Source organism: Helicobacter macacae MIT 99-5501, assembly GCF_000507845.1.
Taxonomy (GTDB): Bacteria; Campylobacterota; Campylobacteria; order Campylobacterales; family Helicobacteraceae; genus Helicobacter_B; species Helicobacter_B macacae.
Genome location: NZ_KI669455.1, coordinates 47,325 through 65,910, shown reverse-complemented (window position 1 = coordinate 65,910; position 18,586 = coordinate 47,325). Strand labels below are relative to the sequence as shown.

The 18,586-nt window shown below is 43.1% G+C and carries 12 protein-coding genes; 2 read left to right on the top strand and 10 right to left on the bottom strand.

Translation table 11 applies throughout. From position 1 onward, the window contains the following. Positions 1-273: 273 nt before the first annotated feature. The 5 genes from HMPREF2086_RS11675 to HMPREF2086_RS07765 form a co-directional block, all read right to left on the bottom strand. The gene (locus tag HMPREF2086_RS11675; RefSeq protein WP_148374511.1) at positions 274-474 is read right to left on the bottom strand and encodes a hypothetical protein; all 201 of its coding nucleotides are present in this window, start codon (positions 472-474) and stop codon (positions 274-276) included. 104 nt (positions 475-578) lie between these two features. Next, the gene (locus HMPREF2086_RS11670) at positions 579-746 is read right to left on the bottom strand and encodes a hypothetical protein (RefSeq protein ID WP_156921325.1); all 168 of its coding nucleotides are present in this window, start codon (positions 744-746) and stop codon (positions 579-581) included. A 267-nt stretch (positions 747-1,013) separates the two neighbouring features. After that, positions 1,014-1,490, bottom strand: coding sequence for a hypothetical protein (locus HMPREF2086_RS07775; RefSeq protein ID WP_023928221.1), 477 nt, complete (start codon positions 1,488-1,490; stop codon positions 1,014-1,016). Positions 1,491-1,628: 138 nt separating this feature from the next. Further along, a complete protein-coding gene (locus HMPREF2086_RS07770; RefSeq protein WP_023928220.1) occupies positions 1,629-4,763 on the bottom strand; it encodes an efflux RND transporter permease subunit in 3,135 nt (1,044 codons plus the stop codon). Positions 4,764-4,927: 164 nt separating this feature from the next. Next, entirely contained in the window at positions 4,928-6,160 is a 1,233-nt protein-coding gene (locus tag HMPREF2086_RS07765) for an efflux RND transporter periplasmic adaptor subunit (RefSeq protein ID WP_023928219.1), read from the bottom strand. Positions 6,161-6,601: 441 nt separating this feature from the next. Between HMPREF2086_RS07765 and HMPREF2086_RS10965 the strand changes: the two genes are divergently transcribed. Both HMPREF2086_RS10965 and HMPREF2086_RS07750 read left to right on the top strand, forming a co-directional pair. Beyond that, positions 6,602-7,486, top strand: coding sequence for a phosphatase PAP2 family protein (locus HMPREF2086_RS10965; RefSeq protein ID WP_023928218.1), 885 nt, complete (start codon positions 6,602-6,604; stop codon positions 7,484-7,486). Positions 7,487-7,525: 39 nt separating this feature from the next. Beyond that, the gene (locus HMPREF2086_RS07750) at positions 7,526-10,168 is read left to right on the top strand and encodes a heavy metal translocating P-type ATPase (protein WP_023928217.1); all 2,643 of its coding nucleotides are present in this window, start codon (positions 7,526-7,528) and stop codon (positions 10,166-10,168) included. A gap of 73 nt (positions 10,169-10,241) precedes the next feature. On the opposite strand, the gene HMPREF2086_RS07745 is transcribed toward HMPREF2086_RS07750, so the two are convergent. The 5 genes from HMPREF2086_RS07745 to HMPREF2086_RS07725 form a co-directional block, all read right to left on the bottom strand. Continuing rightward, positions 10,242-12,725, bottom strand: coding sequence for a TonB-dependent receptor domain-containing protein (locus HMPREF2086_RS07745; protein WP_023928216.1), 2,484 nt, complete (start codon positions 12,723-12,725; stop codon positions 10,242-10,244). Between the two features lie 470 nt (positions 12,726-13,195). Further along, positions 13,196-13,378, bottom strand: a complete 183-nt coding sequence (locus HMPREF2086_RS11665; protein ID WP_187367109.1) for a hypothetical protein — start codon at positions 13,376-13,378, stop codon at positions 13,196-13,198. Continuing rightward, entirely contained in the window at positions 13,345-14,121 is a 777-nt protein-coding gene (locus tag HMPREF2086_RS07740) for an outer membrane beta-barrel protein (RefSeq protein WP_023928215.1), read from the bottom strand. Before HMPREF2086_RS07740 ends, HMPREF2086_RS11665 begins: the two co-directional genes overlap by 34 nt. A gap of 260 nt (positions 14,122-14,381) precedes the next feature. Continuing rightward, positions 14,382-16,031, bottom strand: coding sequence for a cytochrome-c peroxidase (locus tag HMPREF2086_RS10960; RefSeq protein ID WP_023928214.1), 1,650 nt, complete (start codon positions 16,029-16,031; stop codon positions 14,382-14,384). 64 nt (positions 16,032-16,095) lie between these two features. Next, a complete protein-coding gene (locus tag HMPREF2086_RS07725) occupies positions 16,096-18,585 on the bottom strand; it encodes a TonB-dependent receptor plug domain-containing protein (RefSeq protein ID WP_023928213.1) in 2,490 nt (829 codons plus the stop codon). Position 18,586 lies beyond the last annotated feature (1 nt).

Here is an 18,586-nt window from a genome sequence, read left to right as displayed (position 1 = left end):
CATAAGAGAATTTAACAAGCGGCTAAAACGCATTTAAGTGCAGGTATGACGCGGGCTTTATTTTACCATAAGAGAATTTAACAAGCGGCTAAAACCCCCTTGCTGTGTAAGTGCTTATTTTGCGCGTGTTTGGGAATCGTATTTTTGCAAAAATTGCTGTTTTTGTGATTTTTGGTGGGGTGATTTTATGAGTTTGGTAAGATTTTGGGAATGGATTTGGGATAAAACTAGACTAAAAAATGAAGCTGAAGTTTTGCTTAAGGGCTTTTCGGCTTAAGAGAGATTTTGAAATATTTTGCTAATTCTTAAATGGCGATTTTCGTCATTGCGAGCAAATGAAATGGGCGTGGCAAAACAAGCGTAGTGCAGTTTCTTTAGAAAACAAGGTGAAGCCGAAGTTTCTTTAGTAAAATCTCGCAATGGCGATAAACGCGTGGATTGCCACGATTTTGCTACGCGAAACTTGCGTGGCAATACACACGCTACTTCGTCATTGCGAGAATCGCTTTAGCGTTCGTGGCAATCCACGCTTTTATCCGTTGTTATATTTAGGTTTCGTAGAAACCGAAATATCTCTATTAGATTCTACTTGAGATACTTCGGGCTACGCCCTCAATATGACAAAGAGTTTTATTTATAGGGAAACTTCTTGAAGTCCCCTCCCTTTGCGGAGGGGGTTTGGGGGTGGGTATCTTTTGCATTGGCAAAAGCGTGGAAAGATTTGTCATCGTGTGTTGATTTTGCATTGCGCACCACTTTTTCGTCATTGCGAGAAAATGAGCGTAGCGAATTTGCGTGGCAATCTATATTATTTTTTGGATTGCTTCGTTGTGCTTACTCACACGCCTCACAATGACAAAAAGGTGCGATTTGCTTCAAATCATTGCTAGTGTTTTTGCCGAAGTGTTTGGCTTTTGGAGTAAGCAACAAGCAGCGTAGCCAAACCAAAAATCTTGGCTAGGCTTGTAGATTTTGCTAGAATAGGCAAAATGTCCTAGATTTTTGTTTTATAGCTATATGCCGAGTTCCTCCAAAATCATCTCGTGCTCTCTAAAGCGTCTTAAGTCATCTTGTGCATCCTCAATCAAACATTCCACTTCCAACTCTTCGTAGCAGTTATCTTCAAGGACTTCGCTCATTTCATCATCGCTTAAGCCATCCAAAATCTCGTAGAATTTTTCAACGCTTGTGTTGTCTGCGATTATGTCAGTATTTTTGCGCCATTGCGCGTTTTTGTCTGCATTGTCTTGTGCTGGAATTTCCCCTTTTGCTTTTCTTAATAGTTGCTCAATTAGGTGTAGTCCCAATCTAGTGCTTGCGCCTTTGAGTGCTTTTTGCTCTGCCTCATACTTTCGCAACTCTGCTTGTAGATACTCGATGTATTGGGGTAACTCGTTTTTGTATTCTGCTAGTTCAGTCTTGCTTGCTGTCTTTGCATACTCTGCAAACTCTTGTGCGTCCATAGCCCAAAGTTTTTTGTCCTTACTCATTCACGCTCCTTAAGAAGCATTTGCTGATTTTACTTTACCCCATCCACCGCATAAGATTGGGTATTCTTGTTTTAGCTAGAGTCCACTCATTGTAGTGGATTGGTGTAAGTATCTAGCACTAAAGCATTCATAGCTATTTTAATTGCTCCCAAACTTTGTCTTTATAATCTCGCCTAGCTTAGCGATGAAGCTCCAAAAGAGCGGGATAAAAAATATAGCGATAAATGTCGCAGCAAGCATACCACCGATGATTCCCGTGCCGATAGCGTGCCGTGCGGCAGCACCTGCACCGCTTGAGAGTGCTAGAGGAAGCACGCCTATGCTAAAGGCAAGCGAAGTCATCACAATAGGGCGAAATCGCAGTTTTGCCGCCTTTATGGCAGACTCCATTATGCCAAACCCGCTCTCCTCGCGCAAATGCTGGGCAAACTCCACGATAAGAATCGCGTTTTTGGCACTAAGTGCGATGAGTGTAACCAACCCCACTTGGAAGTAAATGTCGTTTTCTAGCCCGCGCACAAACACCGCCGCACTCGCGCCAAACACCGCAAAAGGCACAGCTGTAAGCACGGCTAGTGGCATAAGCCACCGCTCATATTGTGCGCAAAGAATCAAAAACACAAACACAAGCCCTAGCCCAAATGCGACATAAGAGCTCCCGCTGTTTGCCTTCTCTTGGTAGCTCATTCCAGAATGTGCAATCGTGTATTCGCTAGATAGCACTTCTCTTGCGACTTCCTCTATGGCATTTAGCGCGTCCCCGCTAGAGTAGCCCTCATTTGGGCTTCCTGTGAGTTTTGCTGCGGGAAATAGATTAAACCGCTCGATAATATCAGTATTTACGATTCGCTCAAAATCCACGAGCGCACTTATTGGCACGAGATTGCCATCGCTTGATTTGACAAAGACGCGGTTAAAGTCTTCAGGGCTTTCGCGGAATTCGCTTTGGGCTTGGAGCTTGACTTGGTAGGTGCGTCCATAGAGGTTAAAGTCATTGACATAGTAGCTCCCAAATGTGCTTTGCAAGGTGGTAAAAACATCGTTAATATTGACATTAAAGGCTTTTGCTTTCTCTCTATCAAGGGTTATGAAATATTGCGGAATGCTCGCGTTTAGGTAGCTTCGCACAGACATTGGGTTTAGCTCGGGGCGTTTGCGTGCTTCAGCGACAAGTATATCAGCGTTTCTTTGTAGCTCTTTTATGTCGCCGTTTCCACGATTTTGCAGATAGACTTCAAAGCCCCCTGATAGCCCCATACCCATTATTGCGGGCGGATTTATCACAAAGCCACTTGCTTCGAGTTTGGAGTTAAACTCGCCTGTAAGCGCACCTGCCACGCTAAAAGAATCCTGCCCCTTGCCTTTGCGCTCACTCCAAGGCTTTAGGCTGATAAATGTCGTAATCACATTGCTACGCACGGCTGAAGAGAGCATATCATAGCCCACTAGCATCATCACAGAATTCACATTTGGATTGTTTTGCAAAATCTCTAGCTCTTTTTGCGCCACTTGGTTTGTGCGCCATAGTGCGCTTGCGGGTGGGAGCATCACAGAGGAGATGACATCGCCTTTGTCTTCACTTGGCACAAGTCCTGTGGAAAGCGACTTAAAAAGCCCAAAAGTCGCTATCAAAATCGCCACAAATATCGCTATCATCATAGCCGCGCGGCGCATAGTAAATGCGATAGTCTGCCCAAACTTGTGCGTTAGCCTATCAAAGACTTCGTTAAATTTGCGCACGGCAAGGAAAGGGGTTGGCTCTTTTTTCTTTAGGATAGAGACACAAAGAGCGGGAGTAAGCGTGAGTGCGACAAAGCCAGAGATAACGACAGATACGGCAATCGTGATAGCAAACTGCTTGTAAATCTCCCCGCTAAAGCCGCCGATAAACGCCACAGGAATAAACACCGCGCAAAGCACAAGCACGATAGCAATCACAGGGCTTTGCATTTCCCCCATAGCCTTTATCGTGGCTTCTTTTACAGTCAAGTTTTCGCTTTTGTCGTGCAAGATTCGCTCTACATTCTCGATAACGATGATAGCGTCATCTACGACAATGCCGATTGCCAAAATCAGCCCAAAAAGAGTGAGGAGATTTATCGAAAATCCAAGTGCATAAAGCCCACCAAACGCCCCGATAATCGATACAGGGATAGCAATCACAGGGATAATAGTCGCGCGGAAATTTTGCAAGAAAAAATACATTATGATGATGACAAGCGCGATAGCCTCTATGAAAGTCTTTGCCACCTCTTTGATAGAGATAGAGACAAACTTCGTAGTGTCATAGCTTGTGGCATAGTGCAAGCCATCGGGGAAGTTTTTGGAGAGCTCTTGGAGCTTTTTTTCTACCGCTTCAGCAGTAGCAAGCGCGTTTGCCCCGGGCTGTAAAAACACACCAAAGGATTCGCCTGTCTTGCCATTTAGCTTGGCATCGACATCGTAGTATTTCGCCCCTAGCTCGATAGTGGCTACATCTCGCACGCGCAGGGCAGAGCCATCAGAATTTGAGCGGATAATGATATTGCCAAATTCTTGTGGGGTTAGGAATCGCCCTTGCGTGTTGATAGAGTAGGTAAAAGCCACTTTGTTTTTCATCGGCTCTGCGCCAAACTGCCCTACGGCAAATTGGGCGTTTTGCTCTCTTATGACTTGGGCGACTTCTGCGGGGGTAAGGTTGTTTTGAGAGAGTTTGTCTAAATCAAGCCAAATCCTCATCGAATAAGCAGACTCCCCAAATGTGCTTGCATCGCCCACACCGCTTACGCGCTTTAGCTCATCGACAATGTTTATCGCAGAGTAGTTGTAGATAAAGAGCTGGTCGTGCGCGGGATTGTCCGAATACACGGTATATACAGCAAGTATGGTAGAGCTGCGCTTGCGGACATTTACGCCTAGTCGTTGCACTTCTTCGGGGAGCTGGCTTAGGACTGCTTGGACGCGGTTATTGACATTGATAGTCGCCATATCGGGGTCGGTGTCGTTAGAAAAGGATACATTGATAGAGAATGTCCCGCTTGAAGTCGAGGAGGAGCGCATATAGAGCATTCCCTCCACGCCGTTTATGGAGTTTTCTAGCACGCTTGCAACCGTGCTTGCTATCACTTCCGCGCTAGCACCGCTATAAGTAGCTGATACCACCACCTCCACAGGCGTAATCTGGGGATACTCCTCCACACCTAGCCGAAAAATACTCACAATCCCCACAAGCGTGATGATGATAGAAATCACCATAGCAAGCACGGGACGATTTATGAAAAATTTGGAAAACATCTTGGCGTCCTTAGGTTATTTTTGGGTTTATTTTTTTGGTTTTTTGGGTTTTAAGCACATTTTGGATTTTTGACTTCTTTTGTGGCATTTTGGATTTTGCTTTAGCTAGATTGTAAATCTAGCTAAAGATTTTGCCTTATGCTACGCTTTTTGCATTTATTGCTTTATTTTTGGGTGGTGCTTGGTGTGGCTGGATTTTGCCCTTTTGGAGTGGTTTTTGGTGGTGGATTTGCGCTACCTTTTGAGGTTAGGGGCATTCCCTGACTTATTTTTGTCAAATCACTTGTAACAACTATGTCTTTTGATTTTAGTCCATTGATGATAAGCACCAAGCCATTTTTTAGCATTTTGCCAAGAGTTACTCGCTCAATTTGGGCTTTGCCCTCTTTTATCACATAGACATAGCTTCCTTGCGAGTCTTGAAGTAGCGCGTTTTGTGGTATCGCTATGGCATTTTTTGCTTCAAAGCCCTCTAGCTTTACGCGCACAAATTCATTTGGCACAAGCGTGTATTTCTCGTTTTCAAAAATCGCTCTAGCCTTGACTGATGAAGTATTTTGGTCTATCACAGAATCAACAAAATTTAGCGAGCCAAGCGTATCATAAAGTTTATCATTGCCCAAAATCACTTGAGCGATTATGTTGGTTTTTTCCAAATCGCGTATGTAGTAAAAATCGTTGCTAGGGATTGAAAACTCCGCATAAATGGGCGTTAGCTGTGTGAGGGTGGATAAGACATTGCTACCTTGTGCGCCTACAAGTGCGCCTATGTCGTGCCTGCGCATACCGATTCTACCTGTGAAGCTAGCTACTACCTTTGTGTAGCCTAAGTCTATTAGTGCGTCATCTAGGCTTGCTTTGGTATTATCCACATTTGCTTTGGCTGATTGGTAGTTATAAAGGGCATTGTCATAAGTATCTATGGTAAGTGCGCCCTGCTTATAGAGGGCTTCTGTGCGCTCCCAATCACGCTTTGCTTTGTCTAGATTTGCTTTGGCAGAATCATACTGCGCCCTTGCCATTGTTACGCGTGCTTGATAGCGTTTGGGGTCGATTTGGAAAAGTGGCTGTCCCTCTAGGACTATGTCTCCCTCTTTGAAATTCTGGCTAAGCAAGATTCCCTCTACTCGCGCATAGACATCGGCACTTTGCACGCTTTTTAGCCTTGCTGGGTATTCAAACTCTAGTGGGATATTTGCTTGGGCTATCTCTATGGTGCTGACAGGAAGTGCGCCTCTTTGGGCGTTTTTGCCACTATCGCCACAGCTAGCAAAAAACACTGCCAAAGCAAAAATGATAAACACACCCGATAATGTGCGCAACAAGCGCAAAAAAGTGGGTTTTAGGGATTTTGCAGGATTGTATATGTGTCCGTATGTATGGTTGTATAAAGGCATAGATTCTCCTTAAAAATTAAGAACTTAAAACTATATCCGCACCTTAAGAAGCGCGGACAACTTCACAGACAATTTCACAAATGGTTTTTGTCAAGCAAAGAATTTGCAAGTGCGCGAACAAAACCGCAAAAACCTTTGTAAAATGAATTTTTGCAAACTAGGCTTTGGCAAACAAACTTTGCAAGGCAAAAACGCAGAAATAAACGCGCAGAAACAAACGCGTGGGATTATAACAAAAATATGCAAACTAGATTCAAAAATAGTTGCATATACAACTATTTTTATTTTTGCGCTATTTTGTGGCTAGGCTTGTATTGATTATATATTTTGATTTTGTATAATTACGCGTTTATTTTTTGAGAGAGTAAAATCCGCAAAAAGCAAGTAAAAAGCGATTTTGCTATTTTGGCTTTGCGACAAATCAAATAAAGGGGCAAATAAATGCGACACGCACAATCTAGCACAGCTAAGGCACAAAAAACCAAAAACACCACAAAATCCAAAAAGGCAATATCGCTAGTTTTTGTAGCCCTATTTGTAGCTCTAATGTGTGCGATTTATCAGCCCTCTTATGCAAACCTGCAAGCAAATCAGCAAAGTCAATCTATGCAAAATCCGCACCCAAAATCTCCCGCGCAGTCTAGCTTAATCTCGCAAGAATCCTTAAAAACCGATGCACAAAAAGATTTTCTACAAAAAGATTCTTTGCAAGAGAATTTCGCTCAAGCACAAACACAACTCCAAAAACAAGAAAATGAAGCAAGTGAAGCAAAGAGCGACAAAAAAGACACTCGCTTTTTTGGCTATATCCCTAGAGAATATATGAGCCTTTTTTCAAATTCTGCGCATTTTTTCCCAGCACTTACTTTGGGCTACACGCTCATCATCAAAGACTTCATAGGGCTTAGACAGCAAGCACTTGGCTACATAGCGGTGGTGGGGGCTACCTATGCAGTGAAATACTCTCTATACTTTGCCTCTCCCTATGCCAAAGACACATTATCCTTTGCCAAACGCCCCACAAGCGAATCTTATGAAGCATTCCCTAGTGGGCATACTGCTAGTGCGTTTGCAGCGGTAGGGTTTGTAGCCAAGCGATATGGGGCAAAGCTAGGGATTCCTGCTTTTGTCCTAGCTGCTGCGGTGGGCGAGTCGCGTATATTGCTAGAGAAGCATACGATTTTGCAAGTGATATGCGGGGGGATTTTGGGATTTTTGCTTAGTTTTTTTTGCGCTTCACCATTTAGGAGGGTAAGCACACCGAACATACTGCCTACTTACAAAAACAAGACACTTTATAGCTTGCTAGTGCTAGTGCTTTTGTAAATCTTACCTTGCGTATAAACGCCACAAAGAATCAACCAAATGAGCCAAAAAGCCAAATGCTCGCATTGCCAGCTAGAATATGACAAAGCACAGCTAAAAAAAGTCATAGAGGATTCTAGTGAGCTGTATTTTTGCTGTAATGGCTGTGAGGCTGTGTATATGCTTTTGAAGCAAAGTGGCTTGGGGGGGTTTTATGACAGGCTTGGGGGCAATACTCTCTCTCCTGTGGAAAAATCTAGCGCAAAGCAAGCAAACTCCATAATCTCTACAACCTCAAGATTTAGCTACTTAGATGATGATGGGTTTTTAGAAAAGCACACCACAAAAATCAAAAATGCACCAAAGCAAAAAAGCAATCAAGCACACAATCGACAAGTAAATAATCAGCGCGATTCCCCCCTGCTAGAAGCCAACCTAATCATTGAGGGAATCCACTGCGCAGCGTGCGTGTGGCTAAACGAAGCCGCACTACAAAAGCAGCAAGGAATCATAAGCGCAAATATCAACTACACAAACAACAAAGCCAAAATCGTATTTGACCCGCGAGCTATAAAGCTATCAGCTATCTTTTCTCTCATCTCCTCTATCGGCTATGAAGCGCATATCTATGACCCAAGCACGCAAGAAAACCTCCTCACAAAAGAGAGCAAATCCTACTTCACTAGCTTCGTGGTGGGTGTGTTTTGCACGATGAGTATAATGATGGTGGCAATAGCCCAATACGCAGGGTATTTCAAAGGAATGAGCGCGGATATGAAATCCGTGCTAAACCTCATCTCTTGCTTGCTTGCTACACCTGTGCTATTTTTCACAGGGAGGGTGTTTTTTGTGGGGGCTTACTATGGAGTGAAGCAGGGCTATGTGGGTATGGATTTTTTGGTGGCGTTTGGGGCTAGCCTTACCTTTGCTTACTCGGTGTATGCGAGCTTTGCTGGAGTGGGAGAGCCTTATTTTGAAAGTGTGGCGATGATTGTGCTTTTTGTCTTTAGTGGGAAGTTTTTGGAGATTCGTGCTAGGGCTTTGGCAGGCGATAGCCTAGATAAACTTCAGCATATATTGCCCTCTGCCGTGCTAGTGGAGTCAAATGGCGAAAATGGCGAGATTTTACTCCTCCCAAAGGATAGCAAAGAGCTAGCAAAAGATGATATTGTCCATATTCGTGAGGGGGAAATGCTACCTTGCGATGGAGTAGTGCTAACTCAAGGAAGCATTGATACGCGCTCACTAAGTGGGGAGAGTGAGCCTGTGCAAAAAGTGCGTGGAGATGAGGTGCTATCTGGCTCGATTGCGTGTGAGAGCTTTTGCTATGCGGTGCAAAAGACTTATGCGGATTCTACGATGAGCAATATCATAAAGCTACTTGAAGAAAGCCTAGAATCAAAGCCAAAGATTCAAAATCTAGCAAACGCGCTATCTAAGCATTTCTCACGCGTGGTGCTATTTATCGCGCTGTGCGGGTTTTTGTTTTGGTGGGAATATGCAGACGCGCAAAAAGCCCTAATCATCGCCATTTCTGTCATAGTGATTTCTTGTCCTTGTGCTTTGGCTTTGGCTACGCCTATCGCTAGTGTGGTGGGGATTTCACGCGGGTTTAGAGAGGGAGTGCTATTTAAGCAAGCGAGATTTTTAGAGACATTGGCAAAGTGTGAGGTGGTGCTATTTGACAAAACAGGCACGCTCACTCAAGGCAAGCTATCTGTGAAAAAGGTGTTTGATTTTGACACTAGAGAGGATTTTAGCAAAAATCTGCTAGTAGATTTTCTAAGTCATTTTACTCACCCTATCGCTTTGGCACTCAAAGACTTTCTAGAGCTAAAAAACCTGCGCAAAAACGAGATTAGCAAAAATCTAAAAGAAGCCAAGCAAACCTCACAGCGCGGAATCTATGGAATCTATGAGGACAAGCAAGGCAAAGTGCGCTTGCTAGGTGGCAGTCTAGAATACCTACAATCTCAAGGTGTAGATACAAATGAAGCTAGCAAAATCGCACAAAACTACCCACAAATGAGTATCTTTGCCTACGCAATAGAAATTGTGAAAATCACGAACGAAGTAGAAGCCATAGAAACCCACCAAAAAGACAAGTCAAGCAATGAGGCAAAATCTAATGAGCATATCAATGAAGCAAAATCTACAAAAACGCTACCACAATTCCACTCTCTCTACCTTCTCCAAGATAGCCTAAAAAATGGCGCAAAAGAGCTTGTAGCAAGTCTAAAAAAAGCGGGCAAAGAAGTCCTACTCATAAGCGGGGATAGGCAGTGTGTGGTAGAATCTATCGCAAAAGAGCTAGGGATAGAGAGCTACAAAGGTGCATTGCTACCTAAAGATAAGCTAGAGATTATCCGCTCGCACAAAAATGCTGTGATGATAGGCGATGGGCTAAATGATATTTTGGCACTGCAAAGCGCGGAAGTAGGCATAGCTATGGGAGCTGGCTCTGCTATGGCTATCGCACAGGGCGATGTAGTCGTGCTAGATGATAGCCTAGAGGGAGTAGGCAGGGCATTTAGCATAGCTACGCGCACATACTCTCGCATAAAGCAAAATCTAGTAATAAGCCTCGTGTATAATGCCTTGTTGATTCCGCTTGCACTTTGTGGGTTTGTTATCCCACTTGTAGCAGCACTAAGTATGAGCCTCTCATCTCTTCTAGTAGTAGCAAACTCGATGAGAAAATAAAAAAATATGAGAGATAAGAGGGGAAAGACAACTCCACCACTTATCTTTATAAGCACTTAAAAAACATAAATTCTTAAAAATCCAAAGCCAAAGTTACAAAATATCTTCTGCCCTCTTGGATTACGGGACCATAGTAGTTTACATTGGCATTTACGCTTCCGTTTGTGCCATTGTAAGTATAGCTTCTAAAGTCTGCGAAATTTGTATTTAGTAGATTATACACGCCTGCGTTTATGCGAATGTTATCGGTGATTTTGTAGCCAAGTCCTAGATTAAGCACCACAGATGGTTTGTAGTAGATTCCACCAAGTAACCCTCTAAGTGCGATTTCTTGTGTGCCATTGCCTAGCGCAGTTGTATTTACTATGCCCTCACGGAAATGCGCTTGCAAAAAGGCGTTGAATCTAGCGTATTGATAAGCGATTTTGCCTAAGAGATTGTTTCTAGCAGTAGTGCTAAGCGGATTGCCCTTGTTGCTACCTGAAGTAATCTGTGAATCAATATAAGTGTAGCTTATATCCGCGCTAAATCCATAGAGTGGCTTTAGGCTTGCGCTTAGCTCTACGCCCTGTGAGTATGCACTATCGGCATTGTATGCCCTGCTACAACCGTTTGTCGCCCCAGAGGCAGCACACGCGCTCGAGTTTGTGCTAGTTACACTTTGAGATTCTATCTTATCGCGGAAATTTGAGTAAAAATACATTACCGAGAAATTAGCATATTTGTTGTCAAACACAGTGCCTATCTCGTAGTTTATCGAAGTTTCTTCTTTTAGATTAGGGTTGCCGATAAAGGGCAATGCACCCTGCCTACCATAGCCATAAACTGCATCGATAGTTTGATTTGCATAAGGGGCTTTATAGCCTGTGGCTACACCGCCTTTTATCGCCCAGCCTTTGAGAATCTCATAGACGATATAGCCTCTAGGGCTTACATTGTGTCCAAATTTATCGTTGAAGTTGTAGCGTGCGCCAAGAGTTAGGGTAAGTCCGCGCCATATATTCCACTCATCTTCGGCAAATAGTGCGAAAGTATTGCGATTATGGCTTGCAGGGGTAGCGGCTAAATCGTGGTAGTTTTCAAAGCGGTATTCTGCTCCGACATTGAGATAGTTTGAGCCTAGTAAAGTGTTTTCAAAAAGCGGTGCTAAAAGCCTAGAGTCTACTATGACATCATTACTTGCGATTCCGCGATTTTTGGTTACATTTGGATTTGAGCTAGAGCCTACGACAAGGCGTCCTGTATTGTTTGTGCGGATAAATTGGATAGAGTTTTTCCACGAGCCATAAGAGTAGTTGCCCTTGTGGGCAAAAGAAGCACCAAGTTTATTTACTCCTAGCCATTCCTCATAGCCACCTGTGTAGTTGCCGTTTGTGGGGCCATTTGCACCTAGTGTGCCGATTTGTGCTTTTTGATTGTCATAAGTGGATTTTGAGTAGTCCAAATCTACAAAAAATGTGTTTTTATCACTTGGCACATAGCTTACCCTCCCACCGACATTAAACATCACATATTGCGTGCCAAAAAATGTATTTACCACATTGCCTCTGTCATCTTTTGGCTTTTTGCTTGCTTCTCGTGTGAGCTGCCTAGCCCGCAGGGTAAGCCCCCATTTGTTGCTTAGAGGACCTGTGAGGTATAGGGAGTTTTGATAAGTGTTGCCAAAGGTGCTAGATTCTGGGATTATCGCGGTTGATTGAAGCGAGCCACTCCATTTGTGCGTGATAGGCTTTGTGATGACATTTACCACCCCTCCTAGTGCATCAGAGCCATAAAGCGTGCTCATAGGACCGCGGATAACTTCGATGCGCTCAATCGCGCTAGTAGGTGGCATAAATGTGTTATACACGCCTGTGCCTAGATTTGCTGTGGCGACATCACCGCTTGGATTTTGTCGCAAATCATCAAGTAGATAAAGTGTGTATCCTGCAGGCATACCACGAATGCTAATCGCGCTTGCGCCGAGCTTGTTGCTGGTGGATTCTAGACTTACGCCGGGCACTTCTTTTAGTGCTTCACCCAAATCGCGATAGGGCTTTTGCTCTAGCTCCTCTTTGGTGATGACCGTTACGCTAGCTGGCGCGGTTACGATATTTTTTTCACTTCCTGAAGCGGTAGAGACGGTTACAGATACTTTTTGCAACTGCTTTGCTTCTAGAGTGTCGTATTGTTTGTCTTGTGCTGTTAGGCTACTATGTTGTGAGGTTGAGTTGGCAGGATTTTGAGTAGAATCTAGGCTAGAATTTGAGTTGGATTCTTTGCTAGAATTTGAATCTGTGCTAGATTCTGTCCCCCCTCCCTGTGCGGAGGAATCTATCTTTGTCCCCCCTCCCTGTGCGGAGGGGGCTAGGGGGTGGGTAGAATTTAAAGCAGAATCTTTAGCAGTTTGTTGCGCGGGAGTTACTCTCTCTCTCTCTCTCTCGTTATCAGCTAGAGCGAGGGAAGTAGCTAGGCTAAGGCTTAGTGTGAATGCAAATGCTTTGCTAGAGATTCTCTTTTCTCTAGACTTTCCTCTAGTCTTGCTAGGATTTTGGATTGGTAATGTTACTTCGTTCATAAATGCTCCTTATCTTAAATAAATTTTTTAAGTTTTATTTGCTAGTGCTAGATAAAACTCGCGCATTATAATCATTTAAAATAAAACTGCGCTTAATTCTCACTACACTCCCAAAATGAATATCATAATGAGAGAGATTCGCTTTTATGGGAATGCGTAGGTGTGATTTTGCAAAAAGTTAGATTTTTGTAAGTTTTGTTTGGAGAATATTTTGCACGATTTTTGTGCTTCATAAAGATAGAAATATCGCCCTTAGATTCCCAAGTTTGCGGAACATATCGATAATTTTTACTTTGGTAAATGAAATTTGTGAAGTGAAAATGAAAAATTTTGAGAAATTTGAAAAAATTTGGCAAAATTGGGCGGGAATTTTAGGGGAAAGTTTGGCAAAAATGAAAGCAAAATAAGCTCTTTTATGCCTTGTCTAAATCCACAAAGCATACAACACAAATGACAAGCAAGGCAAAAAATCAAAATGCAAATACATAGCGGACATTGACATTCCAAGTGTTTGTGAAGTGTATGGTTCTGTTTTGGATTCCGGGCGTTGTCCTTGTGGAGCTGTGTGCTTGCAGTGGGATAAAAGGTATTTTTGCAAGCACTTCTATGCTATGACTTTTTAGAAATATTCCATAAAACCGCAATTTACCCACGCATCAAGTCCTGTGAAAGCCCCGTCTTTTATCTCATCATATAGCGCATCTTTGTCTATGCCCATATTTTTCTTTGCGGAAACTATGGCTTTGTTGGTAAAGATAGTATTGCCCCCTATGCCACCACCTGCGAAAATCCCTAGCTTAGATTCTTTGATTGTTAGGACATTGAAAAGTAAGTCCAAATTTGCACCATAGTTTAGCACCGATAGCGAGTAGTCATAGCTTAGATTTGTGATAGTGGGAGGATTGGTTCGGTAGTTTATGATATAAAAAGAGTTGCTATCCATTGTTTGTGTGTAGTTGAGATTTGCATAAGCCCTTAGTCCAAACCACGAAGCAAAAAACCCTCTATATCCGCTTAGTATGCCGACATTTGTGCCCAGTGTGTTGCGACTATATCGGTAGTCCTCGAAGTTTACGCTACTATCAGAGCTTGTTAGCGTGATTTTGTTATCTTGCCTATACGCGCTCACCCCTAGCTCGACACCAACAAATCCTGCGTGTGGCTTTAGGGCTTGTGTGGGCTTTGTGCTTTGTGCTTGGCTAGTGCGCGTGGGGCTGTCTACTCGTGGGGCTCTTGTGGCTCTATTTGCAGGGACACTTGCTTTTGAATCTTTGCTAGATTTTTTTGCAGGGGTGGGGGATTGCCTTTTGGCTAGTAGCTCTGTGCCAGCTAGAGTGGCAAATACTAAAGTGATAGTGCATATTTTGCAAAAAGACTTTGCTATCTCTGCTGTCATTGCCTTTATTGCCTTTCCCCTTGAGCTTTTTCTTTAGCTTTTTAAAGTTGCTTTTTGATTTTTGGGATTTGCTTTTTTGGATTTGCCCCAAAGATTTAGCAGATTTGGCAATATTTTAGCACCATAAGTAGCAAAATTTACTTATTTTTATGCTTTTTACTTGAATCATTAGATTTATCCAAAATCTAAATTTTGCACCCTCCACTTTGTGTTGCGATATTTTCTATTTTTTGTTTATGCTTGCTTTGGGCGACTTTTTATCAAAGTGTTAGCAAAAACGCTTCTAGTGCTTCTATCTCCTCCACACTTAAATTTAGCTCGCGTATAAGTGGGTCTAGCTTGGGTGCGAGTGTGTCTGTGCTTGTATCATAGCCGATAGAAAATCGCTTTGTATCAGCAAAAGGAAATGCTGCGTCATAGAGGTGGATAAGCCCGACTAGATTTGGCGAGATTCCATTATGTAGATAGGGTGCGCTTTTGCCGACATTGATAAGGCTTGGCGTGCGAAACTTCCCAGAATCGCTAGGATTTTTGCTTACCTCATATCGCCCCAAATCCTGCAAACCTCGTCCATAAAACGCCACACCGATATTGTGAAACTTTTTATCACTTAGGGTTGCGCCGTAGTGGCAGTTCATACATTCGCCCTTGTTGCGAAACACATCTAGCCCGAAAATCTCTTTATCGCTTAATGCACTATACTCGCCTTTTAGGAAGCGATTAAACCGCGTGTTTTGCGGGACTAGCGTGCGCTCATAAGTAGCGATAGCTTTTGTGATATTTTCTATGGTAATTAGCTTTTTTGCTTTGGCTATCTCACTTTTTGGCAGGGGGTTTTTGGTGGCAAGGGCTTGCTTTGCTTGCGTGCCTTTTGGTAGCGTATCTTTTAGCAGTGTGTGAAATGCTTTGTTGCCAAAAACCGCGCTTGCTTGGGATTTGACTTCCTCGCGCTTAAGCGGTGGGAGGGAAGATAGCTTGCTATGTGTGTCATCTGTGCTTTTTGGCATTTGCTTGCCTTGTTTTGTCGTCTTTGGCATTGCTTGGGTGGAGTCTTTTTGAAGTGTGCTAGGCACACTAGAGTCTAGACTATCAAATCCGTCTTTGCCAAAATCCTCTTGCAAATGCTCCCTTACAAACCTTTCATACTCATCGCCCATAGCTTGCCTAAAGACTTGCGGATAGTGCTTTGCCCATAGCTTTTTGCTCTCCTCATCACCAAATGCAGCTACAAATAGCGCGTAGTATTCTTGTGCTTTTTGTATGGATTTTGTGGCGTTTTGTGTGGTGTTTGCCATTTCCACAGGGTCGCTTAATGGAAATATGGCTTGGGCTTCTAGCCCTTGCGCTCTGCCGTCCCAAAACAGCAGTGGGAAAAACCCGCTCATTTGTATGTTTGGTGCATTTCTGCGTCCTATTTGCCCATCGTGCCCATAAGAGTAAGGAAGTCCATCGCCAAAGCCTAGCTCTTTGTGATGACAGCTAGCGCAAGAGAACTGCCCGCTTTTTGATAATCTTGTGTCGTTAAATAGCTTTTCGCCTAGATTTTTTTTGGCGTGGGAGTAGGGATTGTCCGCAGGAAATGGCGCGTGAAGTGGCAGGGGGGCAAACTCCTCCCACTCATCTAGCACACTTTTATCTAGTGTGGGCTTGCTCCATTGACTGATAGGCTTTGCATAAGCTAGGCGATATTTGGCTAGATTTCCTTTAGCATTGCCTTGCATAGTGAGGGCAAGCGCACCTAGCCCAAGTGCTATGCAGGATAGTTTGGCTAGTGCGCTGTGTCTAATTCTTTGTGCGAGATTTTGGGCAATATTTTGCATAAGATTTTGTCGTGCAAATTTTTTCTTTGCGTAGCTTTGTGTTAGTTTTTGTGTGAGTTTGCTTAGAAACTTTAGTGTAGGCTTTTTCATTTGTTCTCCTTTTTGTTGTGTTTTGTTGCTGTGATTTTGTGGCGTTGGCTTGGATTCTAAGTAGCTAAAACTTATACCCCACTTGTGTCCAAAACTGCCTGCCAAGAGAGTATCCTAGCACAGCTGCATTGCTAGGCACGCCATAGAGTAGCACGCCATCTTCACCACTTAGCGTTACTAGATTTTTACTATCTAGCACATTGTAAATATCAAAATTCACATATAGTGTCTGTCCTTTGTATAAATCCACTTCAAGCCCTAGCCGCATATCCCAATTAAATATATTTCCGAGTGTTTTATCACTAAATTGGTAGCAACCACTTGTATTAGTAGCACTGCAAGTGCCTGTGCTTAATCTATCTAGCACAATTCTTTGATATTTCCCGCGCCAGCTAAAAAAGTTATTCCACAGCCATTTTGTGCGAGATAGCTTAAGCGTATGCGTGGTGCTAAGTTTTAGCGTTATTGGTTGATTGTATTTTTGGGCAGGCATATTCTCATAAGTGGTAAAAACGCCGTTATATACGATATTATCACCCAAATCATAGTCCGCGCTATGGGTGTTGAAATTGCGCTTAAGTTTGTTCCAATCAAGTGCAAAAAGATAAAAATGCTTTACTCTCCAAGTGGGTAAAGGCGTAGTATTTTGCAATATAAAGCTGATAATATCGCTTTTGCTTTGCCCGTCATTTCCCCACATATAAGTGCTTCCCCAATACTCACTCGTGCTAGCAAGCGAAGAGGTGGTGATTTGGTTTTTGCCCTCTCTGTGAATGTATTTAAACCCTACACTAAAGATTCCTAGGTTTTGGCTTATGCCACCCATTAGCTCATCATCATAAGGCACTTCCAAATCACGCAATCTATTGCCCGTTTTTACAACTCCATTGCTAATGCTGCCATAATTTAAGCTGTTGTTACAATTTGGTGTGCTAGAGCCTAGCTCTATCCAAGCGTCATTCACAGCGCAACGATAATATGCTCTGCGATTGTTTAGCGCGTCTGAATAAAATCTATACGCAAGTAAATTGCGCGAATAGTAGCGATTAGCCCCAAATGTGAGGGTGTTTTGCCACTCCTTTGGTGTGGGTGCAATGTAGCTAAGCGAAAATCTAGGTGCTAGTTTGTGCTTGCTCATATAGTTGTCCCCATCAAGCCTTAAGCCAAATCTCATCTTTATCTCTCCTCCTCTACCCAAATCAAAGCTCATATCATCTTCTGCATAGATTCCATAAGTGAAAGTATCAAAGCTGGTTTTGCCTGCTTTGATAATCCCCATCGTGTGATAAAACTGCGTAGCATTTGCCGAGATAAAGCCAAAGCTATCAGGCAAGCCATTCCACGAAGAGCCTGTGGGAATAGCTTGTGGTGTGCCTCCATAAATATACATATAAGAATCCTCTATTCTATTTCTTGTGGCGTCTTGGTAGATTAGCTCTAATCCTGTGCGAAAATTTTGAGTAAAGATTTTTAGCGTAAGTGGAGAAAAAAGAAAATCTGTTTTTAGATTGATATTGTTTTGTGTTTGATTTACCGAGCCGTATTGCCCCTCACTGCCATTTATCATCGTGTAGTAGTTTGCATCACTAAGCCTAGAATTTTCTAGCCTAGAGTAGCTAAGCGTGTTGCTTGATAACCCGATACTTGTTTGATACAAGGCTTTTAGTCCTGTCTGGATTCCGCCCTGCCTCATTGTGTAGCGAGAATTTTTAAAATTTGGTGTGAAGTAGGTATTATCCTGTGGCATAAAGCCAAAGTTGTATTCTAGTGTTAGATTTTGTGTGGGGTTGTAGTTTAGCTTGAAGTAGTAGTTATCACTTATGCGTTTTTGGTCTTGTTTTTGCTCGCTTGTGCCGTTGCTATAACTTTGAAGTGGGATAATCGAGCGCACGGTAGAGTAGCTAGCGATTAGTCCTAGATTTTTGGTTATATATCCCTCCAAACTTGCTCTCACAAGGTGTTTGTAAAAATTTGGTTGATAGTTTTCGTTGCTTGAGTTTGAAAGCTCGGCTAACGCGCTAGATTCTAGCTCATAGTATTTTGTCATAGCGCTTGAAGTGTAAGCCCAAGATAGATTTGCGTGCCAACCCTTTGTGATTCCTTTGTCTGTGCGAGGTTTGCGGATATTTGCCTCCACCACCCCACCGCTAAACCTACCATAAGCAGCACTTACATTGCTATCTAGAACTTGGATAGATTCTAGTAGGCTTGTATCGACATTTAGCCCTTGAGAGAGTGCGCTTCTTTGTCTAGGCTGTGTATTGGAGCTTGAGCCTGCGGGGTCTATGTCATTATTTATCTCAAATCCGTCTAGCAAAAAATTGTTTTGATAAGGCAGTCCACCACTTATAGAAAGATTTGCAGGGCTAATCTCACCGGGAGTTTTTGAAGTGCTAGAAGCACTATTGCTTTGGACATTTGGCAGGACTTTTAGCGCGGAGACTATGTCGCCATTCCCACTAGGGGCAGACTCTAGCATTCTCCTATCGACTTTGCCCGCACTTGAGCTGTATTCTCTATCTTTGTAGCCGTGTGCTATGACTTTATCTAGCACT